Here is an 18,999-nt window from a genome sequence, read left to right as displayed (position 1 = left end):
TGTGGCCAAAATCATCGAGTAATCACTCGACCGATTGAAAAAACCCCCGCTCAGCGGGGGTTTTTTTTATTGGGTTGACACTAATTGGGGGCGTCTATAGAATCACGCCTCCTTTTAGCGGGCGTAGTGCGTCCGTTGGGAACAGCCTGGAGTCTGAAATCCAATGCAAAATCAGCAAATCCGAATCAGGTTGAAGGCTTTCGACCATCGCCTGATCGACCAATCCACCCAGGAAATCGTGGAAACCGCGAAACGTACTGGTGCACAAGTGCGTGGTCCAATTCCACTGCCTACCCGCAAAGAGCGTTTCACCGTTCTGGTCTCCCCGCACGTCAACAAAGACGCGCGTGACCAGTACGAGATTCGCACTCATAAGCGTGTTCTGGACATCGTCCAGCCAACGGATAAAACCGTTGATGCGCTGATGAAGCTTGATCTGGCGGCAGGTGTGGAAGTACAGATCAGCCTCGGCTAAGACTTCGGTCTAGTCGTGTAACGCTCTGAAATGGGCGGCCATAGCGGGTGAAAGCCCCGTACACTCATGAGGTTTACAACATGACTATTGGTGTAATCGGTCGCAAGTGCGGTATGACCCGCATTTTCACCGAAGAAGGTGTCTCCATTCCGGTCACGGTCATCGAGATCGAGCCGAATCGTGTCACCCAGTTCAAAACTGAAGAAACCGATGGCTACCGTGCAGTGCAAGTCACTGTCGGCGAGCGTCGTGCTTCGCGTGTGACTGCCGCTCAGGCAGGCCACTTCGCCAAGGCCAACGTTGCCGCTGGTCGCGGTGTTTGGGAGTTCCGTCTTGAAGAAGGCGATTTCCAGGCTGGCGATCTGATCAAAGCTGAACTCTTCGCTGCAGGCCAGCTGGTAGACGTTACTGGTCAGTCCAAAGGTAAAGGCTTCGCCGGTACCATCAAGCGCTGGAACTTCCGTGGCCAGGACAACACCCACGGTAACTCCGTGTCGCACCGTGTCCCAGGTTCCATCGGCCAGTGCCAGACTCCTGGTCGTGTGTTCAAGGGCAAGAAAATGTCCGGTCACATGGGCGCCGAGCGCGTGACTGTGCAGTCCCTGGAAGTTGTTCGCGTAGACGCTGAGCGCAACCTGCTGCTCGTCAAAGGTGCCGTTCCAGGCGCTACTGGCGGCGACGTGGTTGTACGTCCAGCTGTCAAGGCTCGCGGTTAAGGGGAAACTGACATGCAACTTAATGTAAATGACGCTCAGGCGATCGAAGTTTCCGAACTGACTTACGGTGGCGAATTCAACGAGACGCTGGTACACCAAGCAGTCGTGGCCTACATGGCCGGCGGCCGTCAGGGCACCAAGCAGCAAAAGACCCGTTCCGACGTGGCTGGTGGCGGTAAGCGCCCATGGCGTCAGAAGGGTACTGGCCGTGCTCGTGCTGGTACCACTCGTGGTCCGATCTGGCGTGGCGGTGGTGTTACCTTCGCAGCTCGCCCTCAAGATCACTCGCAGAAGCTCAACAAGAAGATGTATCGCGCTGCCCTGCGCTCCATCCTCGCTGAGCTGGTGCGTAGCGACCGTCTGGTCGTGGTTCAGGACTTCGCTGTTGAAGCACCGAAAACCAAAGATCTGCTGAACAAGCTGAACGGCATGGGTCTGAGCGATGTGTTGATCGTTTCCGACGCTGTTGATCAGAACCTGTACCTGGCTGCTCGTAACCTGCCGCACGTCGATGTACGTGACGTACAAGGTTCCGACCCGGTCAGTCTGATCGCATACGAGAAAGTGTTGATCACTGTCTCGGCCGTGAAGAAATTCGAGGAGCTGCTGGGATGAACCAGGAACGCGTATTTAAAGTCCTCCTTGGCCCGCACGTTTCCGAGAAGGCTACCGTTCTGGCTGAGAAAAAAGGCCAGTTCGTATTCAAGGTTGCTACCGATGCAACCAAGCTGGAAATCAAGAAAGCTGTCGAAGGCCTGTTCAACGTAAAAGTTGAAAACGTGTCGACTGTTAACGTTCTGGGTAAAACCAAGCGTACCGCACGTGGTCTGGGCAAGCGTAATGACTGGAAGAAGGCGATCGTCTCCCTTCAGCCAGGCCAAGATCTCGATTTCAGCAGCAGTGCTGAGTAAGGAAGGGGTGCATCATGGCAATCGTTAAATGCAAACCGACTTCCCCTGGCCGCCGTTTCGTGGTCAAGGTGGTCAACAAGGAGCTGCACAAAGGCGCTCCTCACGCACCGCTGCTCGAGAAGAAATCGAAGTCTGGTGGTCGTAACAACAATGGCCGTATTACCACGCGTCACGTAGGTGGTGGTCATAAGCAGCATTACCGTCTGGTCGACTTCCGTCGCAACGACAAAGATGGCATCCCCGCCACTGTCGAGCGTATCGAATACGATCCAAACCGTACTGCTCACATCGCCCTGCTGTGCTACGCAGACGGTGAGCGTCGCTACATCATCGCCCCTAAAGGCGTGAGCGCTGGCGACCAGCTGATCGCAGGTGCACTGGCCCCAATCAAGGCCGGTAACTCCCTGCAGCTGCGCAACATTCCAGTAGGTAGCACCATTCACGGCATCGAACTGAAGCCGGGTAAAGGTGCACAGATCGCTCGTTCCGCTGGTGCCTCGGCTCAGCTGATCGCTCGCGAAGGTGTCTACGTGACCCTGCGTCTGCGCTCTGGTGAAATGCGTAAAGTCCTGGCTGAGTGCCGTGCGACCCTGGGCGAAGTCTCGAACTCCGAGCACAGCCTGCGTTCGCTGGGTAAAGCTGGTGCCAAACGCTGGCGCGGCGTTCGCCCAACCGTTCGTGGTGTTGCCATGAACCCGGTTGACCACCCACATGGTGGTGGTGAAGGTCGTACCTCCGGTGGTCGTCATCCGGTATCGCCATGGGGCTTCCCAACCAAGGGTGCTAAAACCCGTGGTAATAAGCGTACCGACAACATGATCGTCCGTCGTCGCAAGTAACTAGAGGGATACGACAGTGCCACGTTCTCTGAAAAAAGGTCCTTTTATCGATCTTCACCTCTTGAAGAAGATCGAAGTGGCGGTGGAGAAGAACGATCGCAAGCCAGTTAAAACCTGGTCGCGCCGTTCGATGATCCTGCCACAAATGGTCGGTCTGACCATCGCCGTACACAACGGTCGTCAACACGTCCCCGTTCTGGTGAACGAAGACATGGTCGGCCACAAACTGGGCGAGTTCGCCGGTACCCGCACCTACCGCGGGCACGTGGCTGACAAGAAAGCCAAGCGTTAAGGGGTAAGGAAATGGAAGTAGCCGCTAAGTTGTCGGGCGCTCGCATCTCCGCCCAGAAAGCCCGCTTGGTCGCCGACCAGATCCGCGGGAAGAAGGTGGGCGAAGCGCTCAACCTGTTGGCCTTCAGCAGCAAAAAAGCCGCTGAAATCATGAAGAAAGTCCTCGAGTCGGCCGTAGCCAACGCCGAACACAACGAAGGCGCAGACGTTGATGACCTGAAGGTCTCCACCGTTTTCGTCAACGAAGGGCGTTCGCTGAAGCGCATCATGCCACGTGCCAAAGGCCGTGCTGATCGCATCGTCAAGCGGTCTTGCCATATCACTGTCAAGGTTGCGGACAAGTAACGGAGTCGATCAGATGGGTCAGAAAGTACATCCCACTGGCATTCGCCTGGGAATCGTCAAGGAGCACACCTCCGTCTGGTACGCAGACGGTGCTACTTACGCAGATTACCTGTTGAAGGATCTGAAAACGCGTGAGTACCTCCACGACAAACTAAAAAGCGCGTCCGTAAGCCGTATCGATATTCATCGTCCGGCTCAAACTGCACGCATCACCATCCACACCGCTCGTCCCGGTATCGTTATCGGCAAGAAGGGTGAGGATGTCGAGAAGCTGCGTCAGGACCTGACCAAGCAGATGGGTGTGCCTGTGCACATCAACATCGAAGAGATCCGCAAGCCGGAACTCGACGCCATGCTGGTTGCGCAAAGCGTAGCTCAGCAGCTGGAACGCCGCGTAATGTTCCGTCGCGCCATGAAGCGCGCCGTGCAGAACGCCATGCGTATTGGTGCCAAGGGCATCAAGATCCAGGTGAGCGGTCGTCTCGGCGGCGCTGAGATTGCTCGTACCGAGTGGTATCGCGAAGGTCGTGTGCCCCTGCACACCCTGCGTGCCGATATCGACTACAACACCTACGAAGCTCACACCACTTACGGTGTGATCGGTGTGAAGGTTTGGATCTTCAAAGGCGAAGTAATTGGTGGTCGCCAAGAAGAACTGAAACCACAAGCACCAGCGCCTCGTAAAAAAGCTGCTAAGTAAGGGGTACGCCAAATGTTGCAACCAAAGCGTACAAAATTCCGCAAGCAGATGACTGGCCACAACCGTGGTCTGGCACTGCGCGGTAGCAAAGTCAGCTTCGGCGAATTCGCCCTGAAAGCTGTTGCTCGCGGTCGCCTCACCGCTCGCCAGATCGAGTCCGCACGTCGTGCGCTGACCCGTCACGTAAAACGTGGCGGCAAGATCTGGATCCGTGTGTTCCCGGACAAGCCGATCTCCAAAAAGCCTCTTGAGGTTCGTATGGGTAAAGGTAAGGGTTCCGTGGAGTACTGGGTTGCCCAGATCCAGCCAGGTAAAGTCCTGTACGAGATCGAGGGTGTTTCTGAAGAGCTGGCGCGCGAAGCTTTCGCCCTGGCTGCTGCAAAGCTGCCTCTCGCCACCTCCTTTGTTAAGCGGACGGTGATGTGATGAAAGCGAATGAACTTCGTGAAAAATCGGCACAGCAGCTGAACGAGCAACTGCTCGGCTTGCTGCGCGACCAGTTCAATCTGCGCATGCAGAAAGCAACTGGCCAGTTGGGGCAGTCGCACCTGCTCTCGCAAGTTAAGCGTGACATCGCTCGCGTGAAAACTGTGCTCAACCAGCAGGCAGGTAAGTGATCATGGCTGAAGCTGAAAAAAACGTCCGTACGCTGACTGGCCGTGTCGTCAGCGACAAAATGGACAAGACCATCACCGTTCTGATCGAGCGTCGCGTCAAGCACCCGATCTACGGTAAATACGTTAAGCGTTCGACTAAGCTGCACGCGCACGACGAAACCAACCAGTGCAAAATCGGCGACAAGGTTTCCATTACCGAAACCCGTCCGCTGGCCAAGACCAAGTCCTGGGCACTGGTTGAAGTCCTCGAACGCGCTGTTGAAGTCTAAGGGCTAGGGGTCGGAGAAATTTTATGATTCAGACTCAATCCATGCTCGATGTGGCCGATAACAGCGGCGCTCGTCGCGTCATGTGCATCAAGGTGCTCGGCGGTTCGCACCGTCGTTACGCCGGCATCGGTGACATCATCAAAGTTACCGTCAAGGAAGCGATTCCGCGCGGTAAGGTCAAAAAAGGCCAGGTGATGACCGCTGTTGTTGTGCGCACCCGTCACGGTGTTCGTCGCGCCGACGGTTCCATCATTCGTTTCGACGGCAACGCTGCTGTTCTGCTGAACAACAAGCAAGAGCCGATCGGCACTCGCATCTTCGGGCCAGTGACCCGTGAACTTCGTACCGAGAAGTTCATGAAGATCGTCTCGCTCGCCCCTGAAGTGCTGTAAGGAGATCCGACATGCAAAAGATTCGTCGTGACGACGAGATCATCGTGATCGCCGGCAAAGACAAAGGTAAGCGCGGTAAGGTGCTGAAGGTTCTCGCTGACGACCGTCTGGTCATCGGTGGCGTGAACCTGGTCAAGCGTCATACCAAGCCTAACCCGATGGCGGGCGTTCAGGGCGGTATCGTCGAGAAAGAAGCGCCTCTGCACGCTTCCAACGTTGCCATCTTCAACGGTGAAACCAACAAGGCTGACCGCGTTGGTTTCAAAGTAGAAGACGGTAAGAAAATTCGTGTCTTCAAGTCGACCCAAAAAGCGGTTGATGCTTGAACACTGCTAGGTAGAAGACCATGGCACGACTGAAAGAGATTTACCGGAACGAAATCGCTCCTAAGCTTAAGGAAGAACTTAAGCTGTCGAACGTGATGGAAGTTCCGCGCGTTACCAAAATCACCCTGAACATGGGTCTGGGCGAAGCCATCGGTGACAAGAAAGTCATCGAGCACGCTGTTGCCGACCTGGAAAAGATCACCGGTCAAAAGCCGGTTGTGACCTTCGCTCGCAAATCCATCGCTGGCTTCAAAGTCCGCGAAGGCTGGCCGATCGGTGTCAAGGTGACCCTGCGTAGCGACAAGATGTACGAATTCCTGGACCGCCTGCTGGCGATCTCCCTGCCTCGGGTTCGCGACTTCCGCGGCCTGAATGCCAAGTCCTTCGATGGCCGTGGCAACTACAGCATGGGTGTGAAAGAGCAGATCATCTTCCCGGAAATCGATTACGACAAGATCGATGCTCTGCGCGGTTTGGACATCACCCTGACCACCACTGCTCGTTCGGACGACGAAGGCCGCGCTCTGCTGCGTGCTTTCAAGTTCCCGTTCCGCAACTGATTGGAGTAGGAAAATGGCCAAGAAGAGCATGAAAAACCGCGAGCTGAAGCGTCAGCTCACGGTAGCCAAGTACGCTAAAAAGCGTGCCGAGCTGAAAGCGACCATCGTCAACCTGAACGCTTCTCCTGAAGAACGTTTCGCTGCCGTTGTCGCGCTGCAGAAGCAACCGCGTGATGCCAGCGCTGCACGCCTGCGCAACCGTTGCCGCCTGACCGGTCGTCCTCACGGTGTATACCGTAAGTTCGGCCTGGGCCGTAACATGCTGCGTCAAGCTGCAATGCGTGGTGACGTACCGGGTCTGGTCAAGGCCTCCTGGTAAGCACTGCTGGTGTGATCCCGGTGGAAGGGGAGCAATCTTCCGACCGCCGGTGACCTCGCCCACAAACAAGCCCCTCTATGGGGCTTGTTTCGTTTCTGCGTTGTGTCTAGAATGACCGGCTCACCTGGGCCTGGGTACTTTGCCCTGCCTGCTCAGGTGGTTGTGATAGCCGCAAGGCTAATAATTCTTGTATCAGGAGCATCTAGCCCATGAGTATGCAGGACCCGTTAGCGGACATGCTAACTCGCATCCGTAATGCCCAGATGGCTGAAAAGTCCGTCGTAAGCATGCCTTCTTCTACCCTGAAGGTCGCGGTTGCCAAAGTTCTGAAGGACGAAGGTTACATCGCCGGCTACCAGGTAACTGGTGAGGCCAAGCCTTCCTTGTCGATCGAACTGAAGTACTTCGAAGGCCGTCCGGTCATCGAGGAACTGAAGCGCTCCAGCCGTCCAGGCCTGCGCCAGTACAAGTCCGTCACAGACCTGCCGAAAGTACGTGGCGGTTTGGGCGTGTCTATCGTCTCCACCAACAAAGGTGTGATGACTGATCGCGCTGCGCGCGCTGCCGGTGTCGGCGGCGAAGTTCTGTGCACAGTGTTCTAAGGGGAGATAGGCATGTCTCGCGTCGCTAAGAACCCCGTTAAGCTGCCATCAGGCGTCGAAGTCAAATTCGCCGGCCAGCAGCTTTCGGTGAAGGGTGCCAAAGGCACTCTCGAACTGAACGTTCACTCGTCTGTTGAAGTTACCGAAGAGTCTGGCGAGCTGCGTTTCGTCGCTCGCAACGGTGATCAGCAAGCTCGCGCCATGGCCGGTACCACCCGCGCTCTGGTGAACAACATGGTCCAAGGCGTAAGCCAAGGCTTCGAGCGCAAGCTCCAGCTGGTCGGTGTTGGTTACAAGGCACAGGCAAAGGGCACCGTCCTGAACTTGGCTCTGGGCTTCTCGCATCCAGTGGACTACGAACTGCCAGCCGGTATCACCGCTGAAACCCCAAGCCAGACCGACATCCTGATCAAGGGTATCGACAAGCAGCTGGTGGGTCAGGTGGCCGCTGAAATCCGCGATTTCCGTCCGCCAGAGCCTTACAAAGGTAAAGGTGTGCGTTACGCGGACGAAGTAGTCCGTCGTAAAGAAGCCAAGAAGAAGTAGGGCCTAGCAAATGACCGACAAAAAAGTTACTCGACTGCGTCGCGCTCGCAAAGCACGCCTCAAGATGCACGAACTCGAAGTCGTGCGCCTGTGCGTGTTCCGCTCCTCGCAGCACATCTATGCCCAGGTCATTTCGGCCGACGGCAGCAAGGTTCTGGCAAGTGCCTCGACCTTGGACAAAGAACTGCGTGATGGCGCCACTGGCAACATCGACGCGGCCACTAAGGTTGGCAAGCTGGTAGCTGAGCGCGCGAAAGCCGCCGGTGTATCTCAAGTTGCCTTTGACCGTTCCGGCTTCAAGTACCATGGCCGCGTCAAAGCGCTGGCTGATGCTGCTCGTGAAGGCGGGCTGGAGTTCTAAGTTATGGCAAATAACGATCAAAAGCGCGACGAAGGCTACATCGAGAAGCTGGTTCAAGTTAACCGCGTTGCCAAAACCGTAAAAGGCGGCCGTATCTTCACCTTCACCGCGCTGACCGTGGTAGGTGATGGTAAAGGTCGTGTTGGCTTCGGCCGTGGCAAATCGCGCGAAGTACCTGCTGCGATCCAGAAAGCCATGGAAGCTGCTCGCCGCAACATGATCCAGGTTGACCTGAAGGGCACCACCCTGCAGTACGCCACCAAGGCTGCCCACGGCGCCTCGAAGGTTTACATGCAGCCTGCTTCGGAAGGTACCGGTATCATCGCCGGTGGCGCAATGCGTGCTGTCCTGGAAGTTGCTGGTGTTCAGAACGTTCTGGCCAAGTGCTACGGTTCGACCAACCCAGTGAACGTGGTTTACGCCACCTTCAAGGGTCTGAAAGCCATGCAATCTCCTGAATCCATTGCTGCCAAGCGCGGCAAGAGCGTCGAGGAGATCTTCTGATCATGGCAACCGTAAAAGTAACGCTGATCAAGAGCACCGCCGGCCGCCTGCCTAACCACATCCTGTGTGTTAAAGGCCTGGGCCTGCGTCGCATCGGTCACACTGTAGAAGTCCAGGATACTCCCGAGAACCGCGGGATGATCAACAAGGCTTACTACATGCTGAAGGTCGAGGGTTAATCGATGAAACTCAATGATCTGAGTCCAGCGCCGGGTTCCCGTCGCGAGAAGCATCGTCCGGGTCGTGGTATCGGTAGCGGTTTGGGCAAGACTGGTGGCCGTGGTCACAAAGGTCAGACCTCCCGTTCCGGTGGCACCATCGCTCCGGGCTTCGAAGGCGGTCAACAGCCGCTGCACCGTCGTCTGCCGAAGTTCGGCTTCGTTTCCCTGAAAGCCATGGACCGCGCAGAAGTGCGTCTGTCCGAGCTGGCCAAGGTGGAAGGCGACGTGGTTTCCGTGCAGTCCCTGAAGGATGCCAACGTGATCGGCCAGAACGTTCAGCGTGTGAAAATCATGCTGTCTGGCGAAGTCACTCGCGCAGTTACCATCAAGGGCATCGCAGCCACCAAGGGTGCGCGTGCGGCTATCGAAGCAGCTGGCGGCAAGTTCGAGGAATAAATGGCTAAGCAAGGTGCTCTCTCTTCGCTCGGTAAGGGCGGGATGTCGGAACTCTGGGCTCGTCTGCGCTTTCTGTTCATGGCGATCATCGTCTATCGGATAGGTGCGCATATCCCGGTTCCTGGCATCAATCCAGACCGGCTGGCGGATCTGTTTCGGCAGAATGAGGGGACCATTCTTAGCTTGTTCAACATGTTTTCCGGTGGCGCGCTCGAGCGCATGAGCATCTTTGCACTGGGGATCATGCCGTACATTTCGGCATCGATCATCATGCAGCTGATGACCGCGGTCAGCCCGCAACTGGAGCAGTTGAAGAAGGAAGGTGAAGCTGGCCGTCGCAAGATCAGCCAGTACACCCGCTACGGCACCGTTATCCTGGCGCTGGTACAAGCCATTGGCATGTCCATTGGCCTGGCCAACCAGGGCGTGGCGTTTTCTGTAGGCCTGGGCTTCCATGTCGTCGCCGTCTCCACGTTTGTGGCGGGCGCGATGTTCATGATGTGGCTGGGCGAACAGATCACCGAGCGCGGTGTGGGCAACGGTATCTCGATGTTGATCTTCGCAGGTATCGTTGCCGGTCTTCCGAGAGCAATCGGGCAGTCTTTCGAGTCTGCGCGCACAGGCGATATCAACATCTTCGCCCTGGTCGCTATCGGTTTGCTGGCAGTAGCGATTATCGGTTTTGTGGTGTTCATTGAGCGTGGTCAGCGGCGCATCGCCGTTCATTACGCCAAGCGTCAGCAGGGCCGCAAGGTCTTCGCTGCGCAGACCAGCCACTTGCCGCTGAAAGTGAACATGGCGGGGGTTATCCCGGCCATCTTCGCGAGCAGCATTCTGCTGTTCCCGGCTTCGCTGGGTGCCTGGTTCGGTCAGTCCGAAGGTATGGGCTGGCTGCAGGACATCTCGCAGTCGATCGCACCTGGTCAGCCGTTGAACATTTTGCTGTTTAGTGCAGGGATCATTTTCTTCTGCTTCTTCTACACAGCGCTGATGTTCAACCCGAAAGACGTAGCGGAAAACCTGAAGAAGTCCGGTGCCTTTATTCCGGGTATCCGTCCTGGTGAGCAGTCGGCGCGCTACATTGATGGCGTTCTGACCCGTTTGACCATGTTCGGTGCTCTTTACATGATGGCCGTCTGCCTTCTGCCCCAGTTCCTGGTGGTGGCAGCAAATGTGCCGTTCTACCTTGGCGGGACCTCGTTGCTGATTGTGGTAGTGGTTGTGATGGACTTCATGTCCCAAGTACAATCGCACCTCGTTTCGCACCAGTACGAATCCCTGATGAAGAAAGCCAACCTGAAAGGCTACGGTGGCAGCGGTTTGCTGCGCTGATACGCCCCTAAGGTTCGAGGAGTCGGTAATGAAAGTTCGTGCATCGGTGAAAAAGCTGTGCCGCAACTGCAAGATCATCCGTCGCGAAGGCGTCGTACGAGTGATCTGCAGCGCAGAACCGCGTCACAAACAGCGCCAAGGCTGAGTGTGACCTGTGCTTCAAACCCAGCAGCTAGTGTGCTGCTGGGTTGATTATTCGTTTCTACAGCGATATTATCTCGCGCCCTATTTCTTGGCTTCCGGGGCGTAGGTAGCTGTCAATTGGAGTCCCACTGAATGGCCCGTATTGCAGGCGTTAACATTCCAGATAACAAGCATGCTGTTATCTCGCTGACCTACATCTATGGTGTTGGTCGCACCACTGCACAGAAAATCTGTGCAGACGCTGGCGTAAACCCAGCCGCAAAGATCAAGGATCTGAGCGACGAGCAAATCGAAACCCTGCGTGGCGAAGTTGCGAAGTTCACCACCGAAGGTGACCTGCGTCGTGACATCAACATGAAGATCAAGCGCTTGATGGACCTGGGTTGCTACCGCGGCCTGCGTCATCGTAAAGGTCTGCCGGTTCGCGGTCAGCGCACCAAGACCAACGCACGCACCCGTAAGGGCCCGCGTAAGCCGATCCGCAAGTAATCGCCCAGGAATATAGACATGGCAAAACCTGCTGCTCGTCCTCGTAAGAAAGTCAAAAAGACAGTGGTTGATGGCATCGCCCACATCCATGCGTCTTTCAACAACACCATCGTGACCATCACCGACCGTCAGGGCAATGCTTTGTCCTGGGCGACCTCCGGTGGTTCGGGTTTCCGTGGTTCGCGCAAATCCACCCCGTTCGCAGCTCAGATTGCTGCCGAGCGTGCTGGTCAAGCTGCGCTGGAATACGGTCTGAAGAACCTCGACGTTAACGTCAAGGGTCCAGGTCCAGGTCGTGAGTCCGCCGTTCGTGCATTGAACAGCTGCGGCTACAAGATCGCCAGCATCACCGACGTGACGCCAATCCCGCATAACGGGTGCCGTCCGCCGAAGAAGCGTCGCGTGTAATCAGGAGACAGATAAATGGCACGTTACATTGGTCCAAAATGCAAACTGTCTCGCCGTGAAGGCACTGACCTTTTCCTGAAGAGCGGCGTTCGCGCTCTGGAATCGAAGTGCAACATCGAAGCAGCCCCAGGTATCCACGGCCAGCGCCGTGGCCGTCAGTCCGACTACGGTACCCAGCTGCGCGAGAAACAGAAAGTTCGTCGTATCTACGGTGTACTGGAGCGTCAGTTCCGCGGTTACTACCAGGTTGCAGCCTCGAAAAAAGGCGCAACCGGTGAGAACCTGCTGCAACTGCTCGAGTGCCGCCTGGATAACGTCGTTTACCGTATGGGCTTCGGCTCGACTCGTTCCGAGTCCCGTCAGCTGGTTTCGCACAAAGCGATCAGCGTCAACGGTAAAACTGTAAACATTCCATCCTACCAAGTTCGTCCGGGTGACGTGGTCGCGGTTCGTGAGAAGTCGCTGAACCAGCTGCGCATTGTTCAAGCCCTTGAACTGTGCGCCCAGCGTGGCCGCGTTGAGTGGGTTGATGTGGATGCTGCTAAAAAGTCGGGCGTTTTCAAGAACGTTCCTGCTCGCAGCGACCTGTCTGCCGACATCAACGAAAACCTGATTGTCGAGCTCTACTCCAAGTAAGGGCTAGAAAATAGGTGCATCCATGCAGATTTCGGTAAATGAGTTCCTGACTCCCCGCCATATTGATGTGCAGGTAGTCAGTCCGACCCGCGCCAAGATCACGCTCGAGCCTCTCGAGCGTGGCTTCGGCCATACCCTGGGCAACGCGCTGCGCCGCATCCTGTTGTCCTCCATGCCTGGCTGTGCAGTAGTCGAGGCCGAGATCGATGGCGTACTCCATGAGTACTCCGCGATCGAAGGTGTACAGGAAGATGTCATTGAAATCCTGTTGAACCTGAAAGGCCTGGCTCTCAAACTGCACGGTCGTGACGAAGTTACGCTGACCTTGTCGAAAAAGGGTTCGGGGGTGGTTACCGCTGCCGATATTCAGCTGGATCACGATGTCGAGATCGTCAACCCCGATCACGTAATCGCGAACCTGGCGTCTAATGGCGCCCTGAACATGAAGCTCACTGTAGCTCGTGGTCGCGGTTACGAGCCGGCCGACTCCCGTCAGACCGACGAAGACGAAAGCCGTAGCATTGGCCGTCTGCAGTTGGACGCCTCCTTCAGCCCGGTGCGTCGTATCGCCTATGTGGTCGAGAACGCCCGTGTTGAACAGCGTACCAACCTGGACAAGCTGGTCATTGATCTGGAAACCAACGGCACCCTGGATCCTGAAGAGGCTATCCGCCGCGCTGCGACCATCCTGCAACAGCAGCTGGCCGCGTTCGTCGACCTCAAGGGTGACAGCGAGCCTGTCGTAGTCGAGCAGGAAGACGAGATCGATCCGATCCTGCTGCGTCCGGTTGACGACCTGGAACTGACTGTACGTTCGGCCAACTGCCTGAAGGCGGAGAACATCTACTACATCGGCGACCTGATTCAGCGTACCGAAGTAGAGCTGTTGAAAACTCCTAACCTCGGCAAGAAGTCCCTGACCGAAATCAAGGACGTCCTGGCCTCTCGTGGTCTGTCTCTCGGCATGCGCCTCGACAACTGGCCGCCTGCAAGTCTTAAGAAAGACGACAAGGCGACCGCCTGATCGTCGTAATCACCGAACGTAGTGTTTGGTAAGGAATGAATCATGCGTCATCGTAAAAGTGGACGTCACCTGAGCCGTACCAGCTCTCACCGCAAGGCTATGTTCCAGAACATGGCAGTGTCGCTGATCGAGCACGAGCTGATCAAAACCACCCTGCCGAAAGCCAAGGAACTGCGTCGCGTTGCCGAGCCGCTGATCACCCTGGCCAAGGAAGACAGCGTTGCTAACCGTCGTCTGGCCTTCGACCGTACCCGTTCGAAGTCCGCTGTTGGCAAACTGTTCAACGATCTGGGCAAGCGCTACGCCACCCGTCAGGGCGGCTACCTGCGCATCCTGAAGTGCGGTTTCCGCGCTGGCGACAACGCGCCTATGGCGTACGTCGAGCTGGTTGATCGTCCGGTCGGTGGTGCTGTAGAAGCTGCCGAGTAAGACGTTCTGTCTGCTACAAGAAACCGGGCCTAGTGCCCGGTTTTTTGTGCTCGCTAAAATTGTCTTTTTCTATTGATATGAATCAGGTAATGAATTTGGTTTAAGGCTGCCGCTCGTCGATACTCTCCCTCAAGCCGATCCAACGGCACTGAATGTTGATAAGGAGAGCCCATGAGCAAGATTCTCACCACCGCAAGCGGCGCACCTGTAGCCGATAACCAGAACTCTAGATCTGCCGGCCCTCGCGGCCCGTTGCTGCTCGACGACTTCCACCTCATCGAGAAGCTCGCCCATTTCAACCGTGAAAACATTCCGGAGCGCCGTGTTCACGCCAAGGGCTCGGGTGCTTATGGCACCTTCACGGTTACCCGTGACATCACTCAATACACCAGCGCCAAGCTGTTCGATCAAGTCGGTAAGCAGACCGAGACGTTCCTGCGTTTCTCCACCGTGGGTGGTGAGCGCGGCTCGGCCGACACCGAGCGCGACCCCCGCGGGTTCGCCGTGAAGTTTTACACCGAAGAGGGCAACTGGGACATCGTTGGCAACAACACCCCGGTGTTCTTCATCCGCGACCCGCTGAAATTCCCGGACTTCATCCATACCCAGAAGCGTCACCCGCAGACCAATCTGAAGAATGCACAGATGATGTGGGACTTCTGGTCGCACTCGCCTGAGGCGCTGCACCAGGTCACCATCTTGTTCTCCGACCGCGGTATCCCGGATGGCTACCGGCACATGCATGGTTTTGGCAGCCACACCTACAGCCTGATCAGTGCACAAGGTGAGCGCACCTGGGTGAAGTGGCACTTCAAGACTCAGCAGGGCATCAAGAACCTCGCACCTGCCGATGCCGCACGCCTGGCAGGCACTGACCCCGACTACGCTCAGCGCGACCTTTTCGAAGCGATCGACCGCGGTGAGTATCCGCGCTGGACGGTGTGCATCCAGGTGATGAGCGAAGCTGAGGCAGCCAACCGCGCCGAGAACCCGTTCGACGTCACCAAGACCTGGTCTCAGAAAGACTACCCACTGATCGACGTGGGTGTGCTGGAACTCAACCGCAACCCGCTCAACTACTTTGCTGAAGTTGAACAGGCCGCGTTTGGCCCGAGCAACATGGTGCCGGGCGTCGGCCTGTCGCCCGACCGCATGCTGCAAGGCCGCGTATTCGCCTACGCCGACGCGCATCGCTACCGTGTAGGCACCAACCACCAGCACCTTCCAGTAAACGCGCCACGCTGCGCCGTGAACAGCTATCAGCGTGATGGTTCCATGGCCACGGGCGGTTATGGCGCTGCACCCAACTACGAGCCCAATAGCTACGCTGACGCCCCCAAGCAGTCGCCAGCCCACGCTGAACCGGCCTTGGCCCTCAGTGGCGCAGCAGACCGCCACGACCACCGTGTGGACAACGACTATTACAGCCACGCCGGGGCGCTGTTCCGTCTGATGAGCGAAGCCCAACGGTCGCTGCTGATCAACAACATTGCCGGCACCATGGCGGGTGTGAGTGAAGATGTTATCCAGCGCCAGTTGCAGCACTTCTTCAACGCTGACCCGGCGTATGGGGAAGGCATTGCCAAAGCGTTGGGCGTGAACCTCGCCTAAGTCGAAGTGATAAGAAGAACCGCCCTCATTTGGGCGGTTTTTCAATGAATATCACTACTGTTTGCCCGATTTTTTGCATCGAATTGCGCATTTCTCAGTGACCGTGGCGCAAAGCTGGTTCACACTATGTGCCATAGACGTTTTCATATGGAGAAGCAGGGCGATGCAAGGCCACCCGGACGTAATCAATTACCTCGTCACGTTGCTGAAGGGCGAACTGGCAGCGCGCGACCAGTACTTCATTCACTCGCGGATGTATGAAGACTGGGGCCTGTCCAAGCTCTATGAACGTATCAACCACGAGATGGAAGAAGAAACCCAGCACGCCGATGCGTTGATGCGCCGCATCCTCATGCTCGAGGGCACGCCAGACATGCGTGCGGACGATCTGGAAGTGGGTACCACGGTGCCAGAGATGATCGAAGCCGACCTGAAGCTGGAGTACAAGGTGCGCGGCGCGCTGTGCAAAGGCATCGAACTGTGCGAGCTGCACAAGGACTATGTCAGCCGTGACATTCTGCGAGCCCAGTTGGCCGATACGGAAGAAGATCACACCTACTGGCTGGAGAAGCAGCAGGGTTTGATCAAAGCCATTGGCCTGCAGAACTACTTGCAGTCGCAGATGTAATGAAAGGGGCCGCTAAGCGGCCCCTTTTGCTTATGCCTTGTCCCGCTCCAACAGCGGCTTGAGGTAGTGCCCTGTATAAGACTGCTTCATCTTGCTCAGCTCTTCGGGGGTTCCGCAGGCAATGATCTGCCCACCTTTGGAACCGCCTTCCGGCCCCAGGTCCACCAACCAGTCAGCCGTCTTGATCACATCCAGGTTGTGTTCAATCACCACCACGGTGTTGCCGTGGTCGCGCAGCCGGTGCAATACATCCAGCAACTGCTGAATATCCGCAAAGTGCAGCCCTGTGGTCGGCTCGTCAAGAATGTACAAGGTCTTGCCGGTATCGCGCTTGGACAGCTCACGTGACAGCTTCACCCGCTGCGCTTCACCACCCGACAACGTGGTCGCCGACTGGCCCAGCTTGATGTAGGAAAGGCCGACGTCCATCAGCGTCTGCAGCTTGCGCGCCAGTGCCGGTACGGCATCGAAGAACTCACGAGCGTCTTCGATGGTCATTTCCAGCACTTCGTGGATGTTCTTGCCCTTGTACTTGATCTCCAGCGTTTCGCGGTTGTAGCGCTTGCTCTTGCACACATCGCAAGGCACGTAGATGTCCGGGAGGAAGTGCATCTCTACCTTGATCAGGCCGTCGCCCTGACACGCTTCGCAGCGCCCGCCTTTCACGTTGAACGAGAACCGGCCAGGGCCGTAGCCCCGTGAACGTGACTCTGGCACGCCGGAGAACAACTCGCGGATCGGCGTGAAGATGCCGGTGTAGGTAGCCGGGTTGGAGCGGGGCGTTCGGCCAATGGGGCTCTGGTCGATGTCTACCACCTTGTCCAGGTGCTGCAGGCCTTCCATGCTGGCGTGTGGCGCTGCTTCCTGCGTACTGGCGCCATTCAGCGCGGTAGCAGCCAGGGGGAACAAGGTGTTGTTGATCAGTGTCGATTTGCCCGACCCGGATACCCCTGTCACGCAGGTCAGCAGGCCGATCGGGATTTCCAGGTCGACGTTCTGCAAGTTGTTGCCACGCGCGCCTTTGAGCTTGAGCTGCAGCTTCTTGTTGCGCGGCGTGCGCTTGGCCGGTACGACGATTTTCTTGCGCCCCGACAGGTATTTGCCGGTCAGCGAGTCAGGGTGGTCCATGACCTCCTGCGGCGTCCCCTCAGCCACGATCTGCCCGCCATGCACACCGGCACCCGGGCCGATGTCCACCACGTAGTCAGCCAGGCGGATGGCGTCTTCGTCGTGTTCAACCACGATCACGGTGTTGCCCAGGTCGCGCAGGTGGTTGAGCGTGGCCAGCAGGCGGTCATTGTCCCGTTGATGAAGGCCGATGGACGGCTCATCGAGGATGTACATGACCCCCACCAGGCCTGCACCGATCTGGCTGGCCAGGCGAATACGCTGCGCCTCGCCACCGGACAAGGTTTCCGCGCTGCGGTCCAGGGTCAGGTAGTCGAGCCCGACGTTCACCAGAAACTGCAGGCGCTCACAGATCTCCTTGAGAATCTTCGATGCAATTTCACCGCGCCGGCCGGTCAGGGTCAGTTCACTGAAATAACCACTGGCATCGCCAATGGGCATGTTGGCGACGGCCGGCAGGGTTTTCTCGCCCACCCAGACATGGCGCGCTTCACGGCGCAGGCGGGTGCCGCGGCAGTCCGGGCAGGGCTGGGTGCCGAGGAACTTGGCCAGTTCTTCGCGCACGGTAGCCGACTCGGTTTCGCGATAACGGCGCTCCAGGTTCGGCACGATGCCCTCGAACGGGTGCGAGCGCTTGACGATGTCGCCCCGGTCATTCAGGTACTTGAAGTCGACGCTCTGCTTGCCACTGCCCTGCAGGATGACCTTCTGGTGTTCAGGGGCCAGCTCGCCGAACGGCTCGTCCAGGCTAAAGCCATAGTGCGCGGCCAGTGACCCCAGCATCTGGAAGTAGTAGACGTTGCGCCGGTCCCAGCCGCGTATCGCCCCCTCGGCAAGCGTCAACTCGGCGTTGACCAGGCGCTTGGTGTCGAAGAATTGCTTTACCCCCAGGCCATCACAGGTGGGGCAGGCGCCGGCCGGGTTGTTGAAGGAAAACAGCTTGGGTTCCAGCTCGCTGATGGCGTGGCCACAAATGGGGCAGGCGAAGCGCGCCGAGAAAATCGTCTCTTCACCGGGTTCATCGTCCATCGGCGCGACCAGCGCGATACCGTCGGCCAGCTTGAGGGCAGTCTCGAACGACTCTGCAAGGCGCTGCTGCAGGTCGGCACGCACCTTGAAACGGTCCACGACCACATCGATGCTGTGCTTTTTCTGCTTGTCCAGCTTGGGCAGTTCGTCCAGCTCATACAGCTTGCCATTGACCCGGGCCCGCACGAAGCCTTGTGCGCGCAGCTCGTCGAACACGGCAAGGTGCTCGCCCTTGCGCTCGCGTATCACCGGGGCCAGCAGCATCAGCTTGCTGCCCTCAGGGCGCTCCAGCACCAGGTCCACCATCTGGCTGACCGTTTGCGCTTCCAGCGGAATGTCGTGGTCCGGGCAGCGGGGGGTGCCGACCCTGGCATATAGCAAGCGCAGGTAGTCGTAGATCTCGGTAATGGTACCCACGGTGGAGCGCGGGTTGTGCGAGGTAGACTTCTGCTCGATGGAGATGGCCGGAGACAGGCCTTCGATGGTGTCGACGTCTGGCTTTTCCATCATCGACAGGAACTGCCGGGCGTAGGCCGACAGCGATTCCACGTAACGGCGCTGGCCCTCGGCATACAGCGTATCGAAGGCCAGGGATGACTTGCCCGACCCGGACAGGCCGGTGATGACGATGAGCTTGTCCCGGGGCAGGGTCAGGTCGATGTTCTTCAGGTTGTGGGTACGTGCCCCACGAATCAGGATCTTGTCCACTGCGGCCTCGCTCGGCGGGCATAAACGAAGAATTATACGGCGC

Annotated in this window: 31 protein-coding genes; 30 read left to right on the top strand and 1 reads right to left on the bottom strand. The window is 57.5% G+C overall.

The features are described 5' to 3' along the window. The first annotated feature begins 163 nt into the window (after positions 1–163). The 30 genes from rpsJ (at position 164) to bfr (ending at position 16,091) form a co-directional block, all read left to right on the top strand. Positions 164–475, top strand: coding sequence for a 30S ribosomal protein S10 (rpsJ, locus tag APH25_RS14235; protein WP_003186070.1), 312 nt, complete (start codon positions 164–166; stop codon positions 473–475). A gap of 80 nt (positions 476–555) precedes the next feature. After that, positions 556–1,191 (top strand): 50S ribosomal protein L3, encoded by a 636-nt coding sequence (gene rplC / locus APH25_RS14230; RefSeq protein ID WP_028633080.1) that lies wholly within the window; start codon positions 556–558, stop codon positions 1,189–1,191. 12 nt (positions 1,192–1,203) lie between these two features. Beyond that, a complete protein-coding gene (rplD, locus tag APH25_RS14225) occupies positions 1,204–1,806 on the top strand; it encodes a 50S ribosomal protein L4 (protein ID WP_060482358.1) in 603 nt (200 codons plus the stop codon). After that, positions 1,803–2,102, top strand: a complete 300-nt coding sequence (rplW, locus tag APH25_RS14220) for a 50S ribosomal protein L23 (protein ID WP_003255484.1) — start codon at positions 1,803–1,805, stop codon at positions 2,100–2,102. Before rplD ends, rplW begins: the two co-directional genes overlap by 4 nt. 14 nt (positions 2,103–2,116) lie before the next feature. Continuing rightward, positions 2,117–2,941, top strand: coding sequence for a 50S ribosomal protein L2 (gene rplB, locus APH25_RS14215; RefSeq protein ID WP_027915105.1), 825 nt, complete (start codon positions 2,117–2,119; stop codon positions 2,939–2,941). A 16-nt stretch (positions 2,942–2,957) separates the two neighbouring features. Further along, the gene (rpsS, locus tag APH25_RS14210; RefSeq protein WP_010486981.1) at positions 2,958–3,233 is read left to right on the top strand and encodes a 30S ribosomal protein S19; all 276 of its coding nucleotides are present in this window, start codon (positions 2,958–2,960) and stop codon (positions 3,231–3,233) included. Between the two features lie 11 nt (positions 3,234–3,244). Next, positions 3,245–3,577 carry a 50S ribosomal protein L22 gene (gene rplV, locus APH25_RS14205; protein ID WP_003103908.1) on the top strand — a complete coding sequence of 111 codons (333 nt, stop codon included), beginning with the start codon at positions 3,245–3,247 and terminating at the stop codon, positions 3,575–3,577. Positions 3,578–3,590: 13 nt separating this feature from the next. Then, positions 3,591–4,277: a 30S ribosomal protein S3 gene (gene rpsC / locus APH25_RS14200; protein WP_023535026.1), complete on the top strand. Its 687-nt coding sequence runs from the start codon at positions 3,591–3,593 to the stop codon at positions 4,275–4,277. A 12-nt stretch (positions 4,278–4,289) separates the two neighbouring features. Then, a complete protein-coding gene (gene rplP, locus APH25_RS14195; protein WP_003255479.1) occupies positions 4,290–4,703 on the top strand; it encodes a 50S ribosomal protein L16 in 414 nt (137 codons plus the stop codon). Continuing rightward, a complete protein-coding gene (gene rpmC, locus APH25_RS14190) occupies positions 4,703–4,894 on the top strand; it encodes a 50S ribosomal protein L29 (protein ID WP_002555481.1) in 192 nt (63 codons plus the stop codon). The genes rplP and rpmC overlap by 1 nt, the downstream gene beginning before the upstream one ends. A gap of 2 nt (positions 4,895–4,896) precedes the next feature. Beyond that, the gene (gene rpsQ / locus APH25_RS14185) at positions 4,897–5,163 is read left to right on the top strand and encodes a 30S ribosomal protein S17 (protein ID WP_060482357.1); all 267 of its coding nucleotides are present in this window, start codon (positions 4,897–4,899) and stop codon (positions 5,161–5,163) included. A gap of 23 nt (positions 5,164–5,186) precedes the next feature. Then, complete coding sequence (rplN, locus tag APH25_RS14180) at positions 5,187–5,555, top strand: 50S ribosomal protein L14 (RefSeq protein WP_002555479.1); 369 nt, start codon at positions 5,187–5,189, stop codon at positions 5,553–5,555. A gap of 11 nt (positions 5,556–5,566) precedes the next feature. Then, a complete protein-coding gene (gene rplX / locus APH25_RS14175) occupies positions 5,567–5,881 on the top strand; it encodes a 50S ribosomal protein L24 (RefSeq protein ID WP_003255476.1) in 315 nt (104 codons plus the stop codon). Between the two features lie 20 nt (positions 5,882–5,901). After that, positions 5,902–6,441 carry a 50S ribosomal protein L5 gene (gene rplE, locus APH25_RS14170; protein ID WP_003255474.1) on the top strand — a complete coding sequence of 180 codons (540 nt, stop codon included), beginning with the start codon at positions 5,902–5,904 and terminating at the stop codon, positions 6,439–6,441. Between the two features lie 13 nt (positions 6,442–6,454). Further along, positions 6,455–6,760: a 30S ribosomal protein S14 gene (gene rpsN, locus APH25_RS14165; RefSeq protein WP_009397499.1), complete on the top strand. Its 306-nt coding sequence runs from the start codon at positions 6,455–6,457 to the stop codon at positions 6,758–6,760. Positions 6,761–6,969: 209 nt separating this feature from the next. Continuing rightward, complete coding sequence (gene rpsH, locus APH25_RS14160) at positions 6,970–7,362, top strand: 30S ribosomal protein S8 (protein ID WP_008089805.1); 393 nt, start codon at positions 6,970–6,972, stop codon at positions 7,360–7,362. 12 nt (positions 7,363–7,374) lie between these two features. After that, positions 7,375–7,908, top strand: coding sequence for a 50S ribosomal protein L6 (gene rplF / locus APH25_RS14155; RefSeq protein ID WP_003255469.1), 534 nt, complete (start codon positions 7,375–7,377; stop codon positions 7,906–7,908). 10 nt (positions 7,909–7,918) lie between these two features. Then, positions 7,919–8,269, top strand: coding sequence for a 50S ribosomal protein L18 (rplR, locus tag APH25_RS14150; protein ID WP_009397496.1), 351 nt, complete (start codon positions 7,919–7,921; stop codon positions 8,267–8,269). Positions 8,270–8,272: 3 nt separating this feature from the next. Further along, positions 8,273–8,773: a 30S ribosomal protein S5 gene (rpsE, locus tag APH25_RS14145; RefSeq protein WP_003255465.1), complete on the top strand. Its 501-nt coding sequence runs from the start codon at positions 8,273–8,275 to the stop codon at positions 8,771–8,773. Positions 8,774–8,775: 2 nt separating this feature from the next. Continuing rightward, positions 8,776–8,952, top strand: a complete 177-nt coding sequence (rpmD, locus tag APH25_RS14140; RefSeq protein WP_023535007.1) for a 50S ribosomal protein L30 — start codon at positions 8,776–8,778, stop codon at positions 8,950–8,952. 3 nt (positions 8,953–8,955) lie between these two features. Beyond that, positions 8,956–9,390 (top strand): 50S ribosomal protein L15, encoded by a 435-nt coding sequence (gene rplO / locus APH25_RS14135; protein ID WP_028633079.1) that lies wholly within the window; start codon positions 8,956–8,958, stop codon positions 9,388–9,390. Then, positions 9,391–10,722: a preprotein translocase subunit SecY gene (gene secY, locus APH25_RS14130; protein WP_003257108.1), complete on the top strand. Its 1,332-nt coding sequence runs from the start codon at positions 9,391–9,393 to the stop codon at positions 10,720–10,722. Positions 10,723–10,750: 28 nt separating this feature from the next. Then, positions 10,751–10,867, top strand: coding sequence for a 50S ribosomal protein L36 (rpmJ, locus tag APH25_RS14125; RefSeq protein ID WP_002555468.1), 117 nt, complete (start codon positions 10,751–10,753; stop codon positions 10,865–10,867). A gap of 131 nt (positions 10,868–10,998) precedes the next feature. Beyond that, entirely contained in the window at positions 10,999–11,355 is a 357-nt protein-coding gene (rpsM, locus tag APH25_RS14120) for a 30S ribosomal protein S13 (protein WP_003257112.1), read from the top strand. An 18-nt stretch (positions 11,356–11,373) separates the two neighbouring features. Further along, positions 11,374–11,763 (top strand): 30S ribosomal protein S11, encoded by a 390-nt coding sequence (rpsK, locus tag APH25_RS14115; RefSeq protein ID WP_003255454.1) that lies wholly within the window; start codon positions 11,374–11,376, stop codon positions 11,761–11,763. A 15-nt stretch (positions 11,764–11,778) separates the two neighbouring features. Beyond that, complete coding sequence (gene rpsD, locus APH25_RS14110; protein WP_060482356.1) at positions 11,779–12,399, top strand: 30S ribosomal protein S4; 621 nt, start codon at positions 11,779–11,781, stop codon at positions 12,397–12,399. Between the two features lie 22 nt (positions 12,400–12,421). Beyond that, entirely contained in the window at positions 12,422–13,423 is a 1,002-nt protein-coding gene (gene rpoA, locus APH25_RS14105; protein ID WP_028633078.1) for a DNA-directed RNA polymerase subunit alpha, read from the top strand. Positions 13,424–13,465: 42 nt separating this feature from the next. Beyond that, entirely contained in the window at positions 13,466–13,852 is a 387-nt protein-coding gene (gene rplQ, locus APH25_RS14100) for a 50S ribosomal protein L17 (protein WP_003255451.1), read from the top strand. A 171-nt stretch (positions 13,853–14,023) separates the two neighbouring features. Then, complete coding sequence (locus APH25_RS14095) at positions 14,024–15,463, top strand: catalase (RefSeq protein ID WP_060482355.1); 1,440 nt, start codon at positions 14,024–14,026, stop codon at positions 15,461–15,463. Positions 15,464–15,626: 163 nt separating this feature from the next. Beyond that, positions 15,627–16,091: a bacterioferritin gene (bfr, locus tag APH25_RS14090; RefSeq protein WP_028633076.1), complete on the top strand. Its 465-nt coding sequence runs from the start codon at positions 15,627–15,629 to the stop codon at positions 16,089–16,091. Between the two features lie 30 nt (positions 16,092–16,121). Here the strand turns inward: bfr and uvrA are convergent, their stop codons facing one another. Continuing rightward, entirely contained in the window at positions 16,122–18,956 is a 2,835-nt protein-coding gene (gene uvrA / locus APH25_RS14085) for an excinuclease ABC subunit UvrA (protein ID WP_060482354.1), read from the bottom strand. Positions 18,957–18,999: the final 43 nt, after the last annotated feature.

It is taken from the genome of Pseudomonas sp. NBRC 111119 (genome assembly GCF_001320125.1).
In the GTDB taxonomy this organism is placed as follows: Bacteria; Pseudomonadota; Gammaproteobacteria; order Pseudomonadales; family Pseudomonadaceae; genus Aquipseudomonas; species Aquipseudomonas parafulva.
Note: the sequence above shows the minus strand (reverse complement) of the source record. Positions and strands in the feature narration are given on the sequence as shown.

Coding starts and splice junctions, on each gene's coding strand:
- rpmJ (WP_002555468.1), top strand. CDS start 10,751: ATGAAAGTTCGTGCATCGGTGAAAAAGCTGTGCCGCAACTGCAAGATC.
- rplN (WP_002555479.1), top strand. CDS start 5,187: ATGATTCAGACTCAATCCATGCTCGATGTGGCCGATAACAGCGGCGCT.
- secY (WP_003257108.1), top strand. CDS start 9,391: ATGGCTAAGCAAGGTGCTCTCTCTTCGCTCGGTAAGGGCGGGATGTCG.
- rpsM (WP_003257112.1), top strand. CDS start 10,999: ATGGCCCGTATTGCAGGCGTTAACATTCCAGATAACAAGCATGCTGTT.
- rplE (WP_003255474.1), top strand. CDS start 5,902: ATGGCACGACTGAAAGAGATTTACCGGAACGAAATCGCTCCTAAGCTT.
- rpsN (WP_009397499.1), top strand. CDS start 6,455: ATGGCCAAGAAGAGCATGAAAAACCGCGAGCTGAAGCGTCAGCTCACG.
- rpmD (WP_023535007.1), top strand. CDS start 8,776: ATGGCAACCGTAAAAGTAACGCTGATCAAGAGCACCGCCGGCCGCCTG.
- rplP (WP_003255479.1), top strand. CDS start 4,290: ATGTTGCAACCAAAGCGTACAAAATTCCGCAAGCAGATGACTGGCCAC.
- rplD (WP_060482358.1), top strand. CDS start 1,204: ATGCAACTTAATGTAAATGACGCTCAGGCGATCGAAGTTTCCGAACTG.
- bfr (WP_028633076.1), top strand. CDS start 15,627: ATGCAAGGCCACCCGGACGTAATCAATTACCTCGTCACGTTGCTGAAG.
- rplR (WP_009397496.1), top strand. CDS start 7,919: ATGACCGACAAAAAAGTTACTCGACTGCGTCGCGCTCGCAAAGCACGC.
- rpsH (WP_008089805.1), top strand. CDS start 6,970: ATGAGTATGCAGGACCCGTTAGCGGACATGCTAACTCGCATCCGTAAT.
- rplF (WP_003255469.1), top strand. CDS start 7,375: ATGTCTCGCGTCGCTAAGAACCCCGTTAAGCTGCCATCAGGCGTCGAA.
- rplV (WP_003103908.1), top strand. CDS start 3,245: ATGGAAGTAGCCGCTAAGTTGTCGGGCGCTCGCATCTCCGCCCAGAAA.
- rpsE (WP_003255465.1), top strand. CDS start 8,273: ATGGCAAATAACGATCAAAAGCGCGACGAAGGCTACATCGAGAAGCTG.
- rplO (WP_028633079.1), top strand. CDS start 8,956: ATGAAACTCAATGATCTGAGTCCAGCGCCGGGTTCCCGTCGCGAGAAG.
- rpmC (WP_002555481.1), top strand. CDS start 4,703: ATGAAAGCGAATGAACTTCGTGAAAAATCGGCACAGCAGCTGAACGAG.
- rplX (WP_003255476.1), top strand. CDS start 5,567: ATGCAAAAGATTCGTCGTGACGACGAGATCATCGTGATCGCCGGCAAA.
- rplB (WP_027915105.1), top strand. CDS start 2,117: ATGGCAATCGTTAAATGCAAACCGACTTCCCCTGGCCGCCGTTTCGTG.
- APH25_RS14095 (WP_060482355.1), top strand. CDS start 14,024: ATGAGCAAGATTCTCACCACCGCAAGCGGCGCACCTGTAGCCGATAAC.
- rpoA (WP_028633078.1), top strand. CDS start 12,422: ATGCAGATTTCGGTAAATGAGTTCCTGACTCCCCGCCATATTGATGTG.
- rplW (WP_003255484.1), top strand. CDS start 1,803: ATGAACCAGGAACGCGTATTTAAAGTCCTCCTTGGCCCGCACGTTTCC.
- rpsQ (WP_060482357.1), top strand. CDS start 4,897: ATGGCTGAAGCTGAAAAAAACGTCCGTACGCTGACTGGCCGTGTCGTC.
- rplQ (WP_003255451.1), top strand. CDS start 13,466: ATGCGTCATCGTAAAAGTGGACGTCACCTGAGCCGTACCAGCTCTCAC.
- rplC (WP_028633080.1), top strand. CDS start 556: ATGACTATTGGTGTAATCGGTCGCAAGTGCGGTATGACCCGCATTTTC.
- rpsK (WP_003255454.1), top strand. CDS start 11,374: ATGGCAAAACCTGCTGCTCGTCCTCGTAAGAAAGTCAAAAAGACAGTG.
- rpsD (WP_060482356.1), top strand. CDS start 11,779: ATGGCACGTTACATTGGTCCAAAATGCAAACTGTCTCGCCGTGAAGGC.
- rpsC (WP_023535026.1), top strand. CDS start 3,591: ATGGGTCAGAAAGTACATCCCACTGGCATTCGCCTGGGAATCGTCAAG.
- rpsJ (WP_003186070.1), top strand. CDS start 164: ATGCAAAATCAGCAAATCCGAATCAGGTTGAAGGCTTTCGACCATCGC.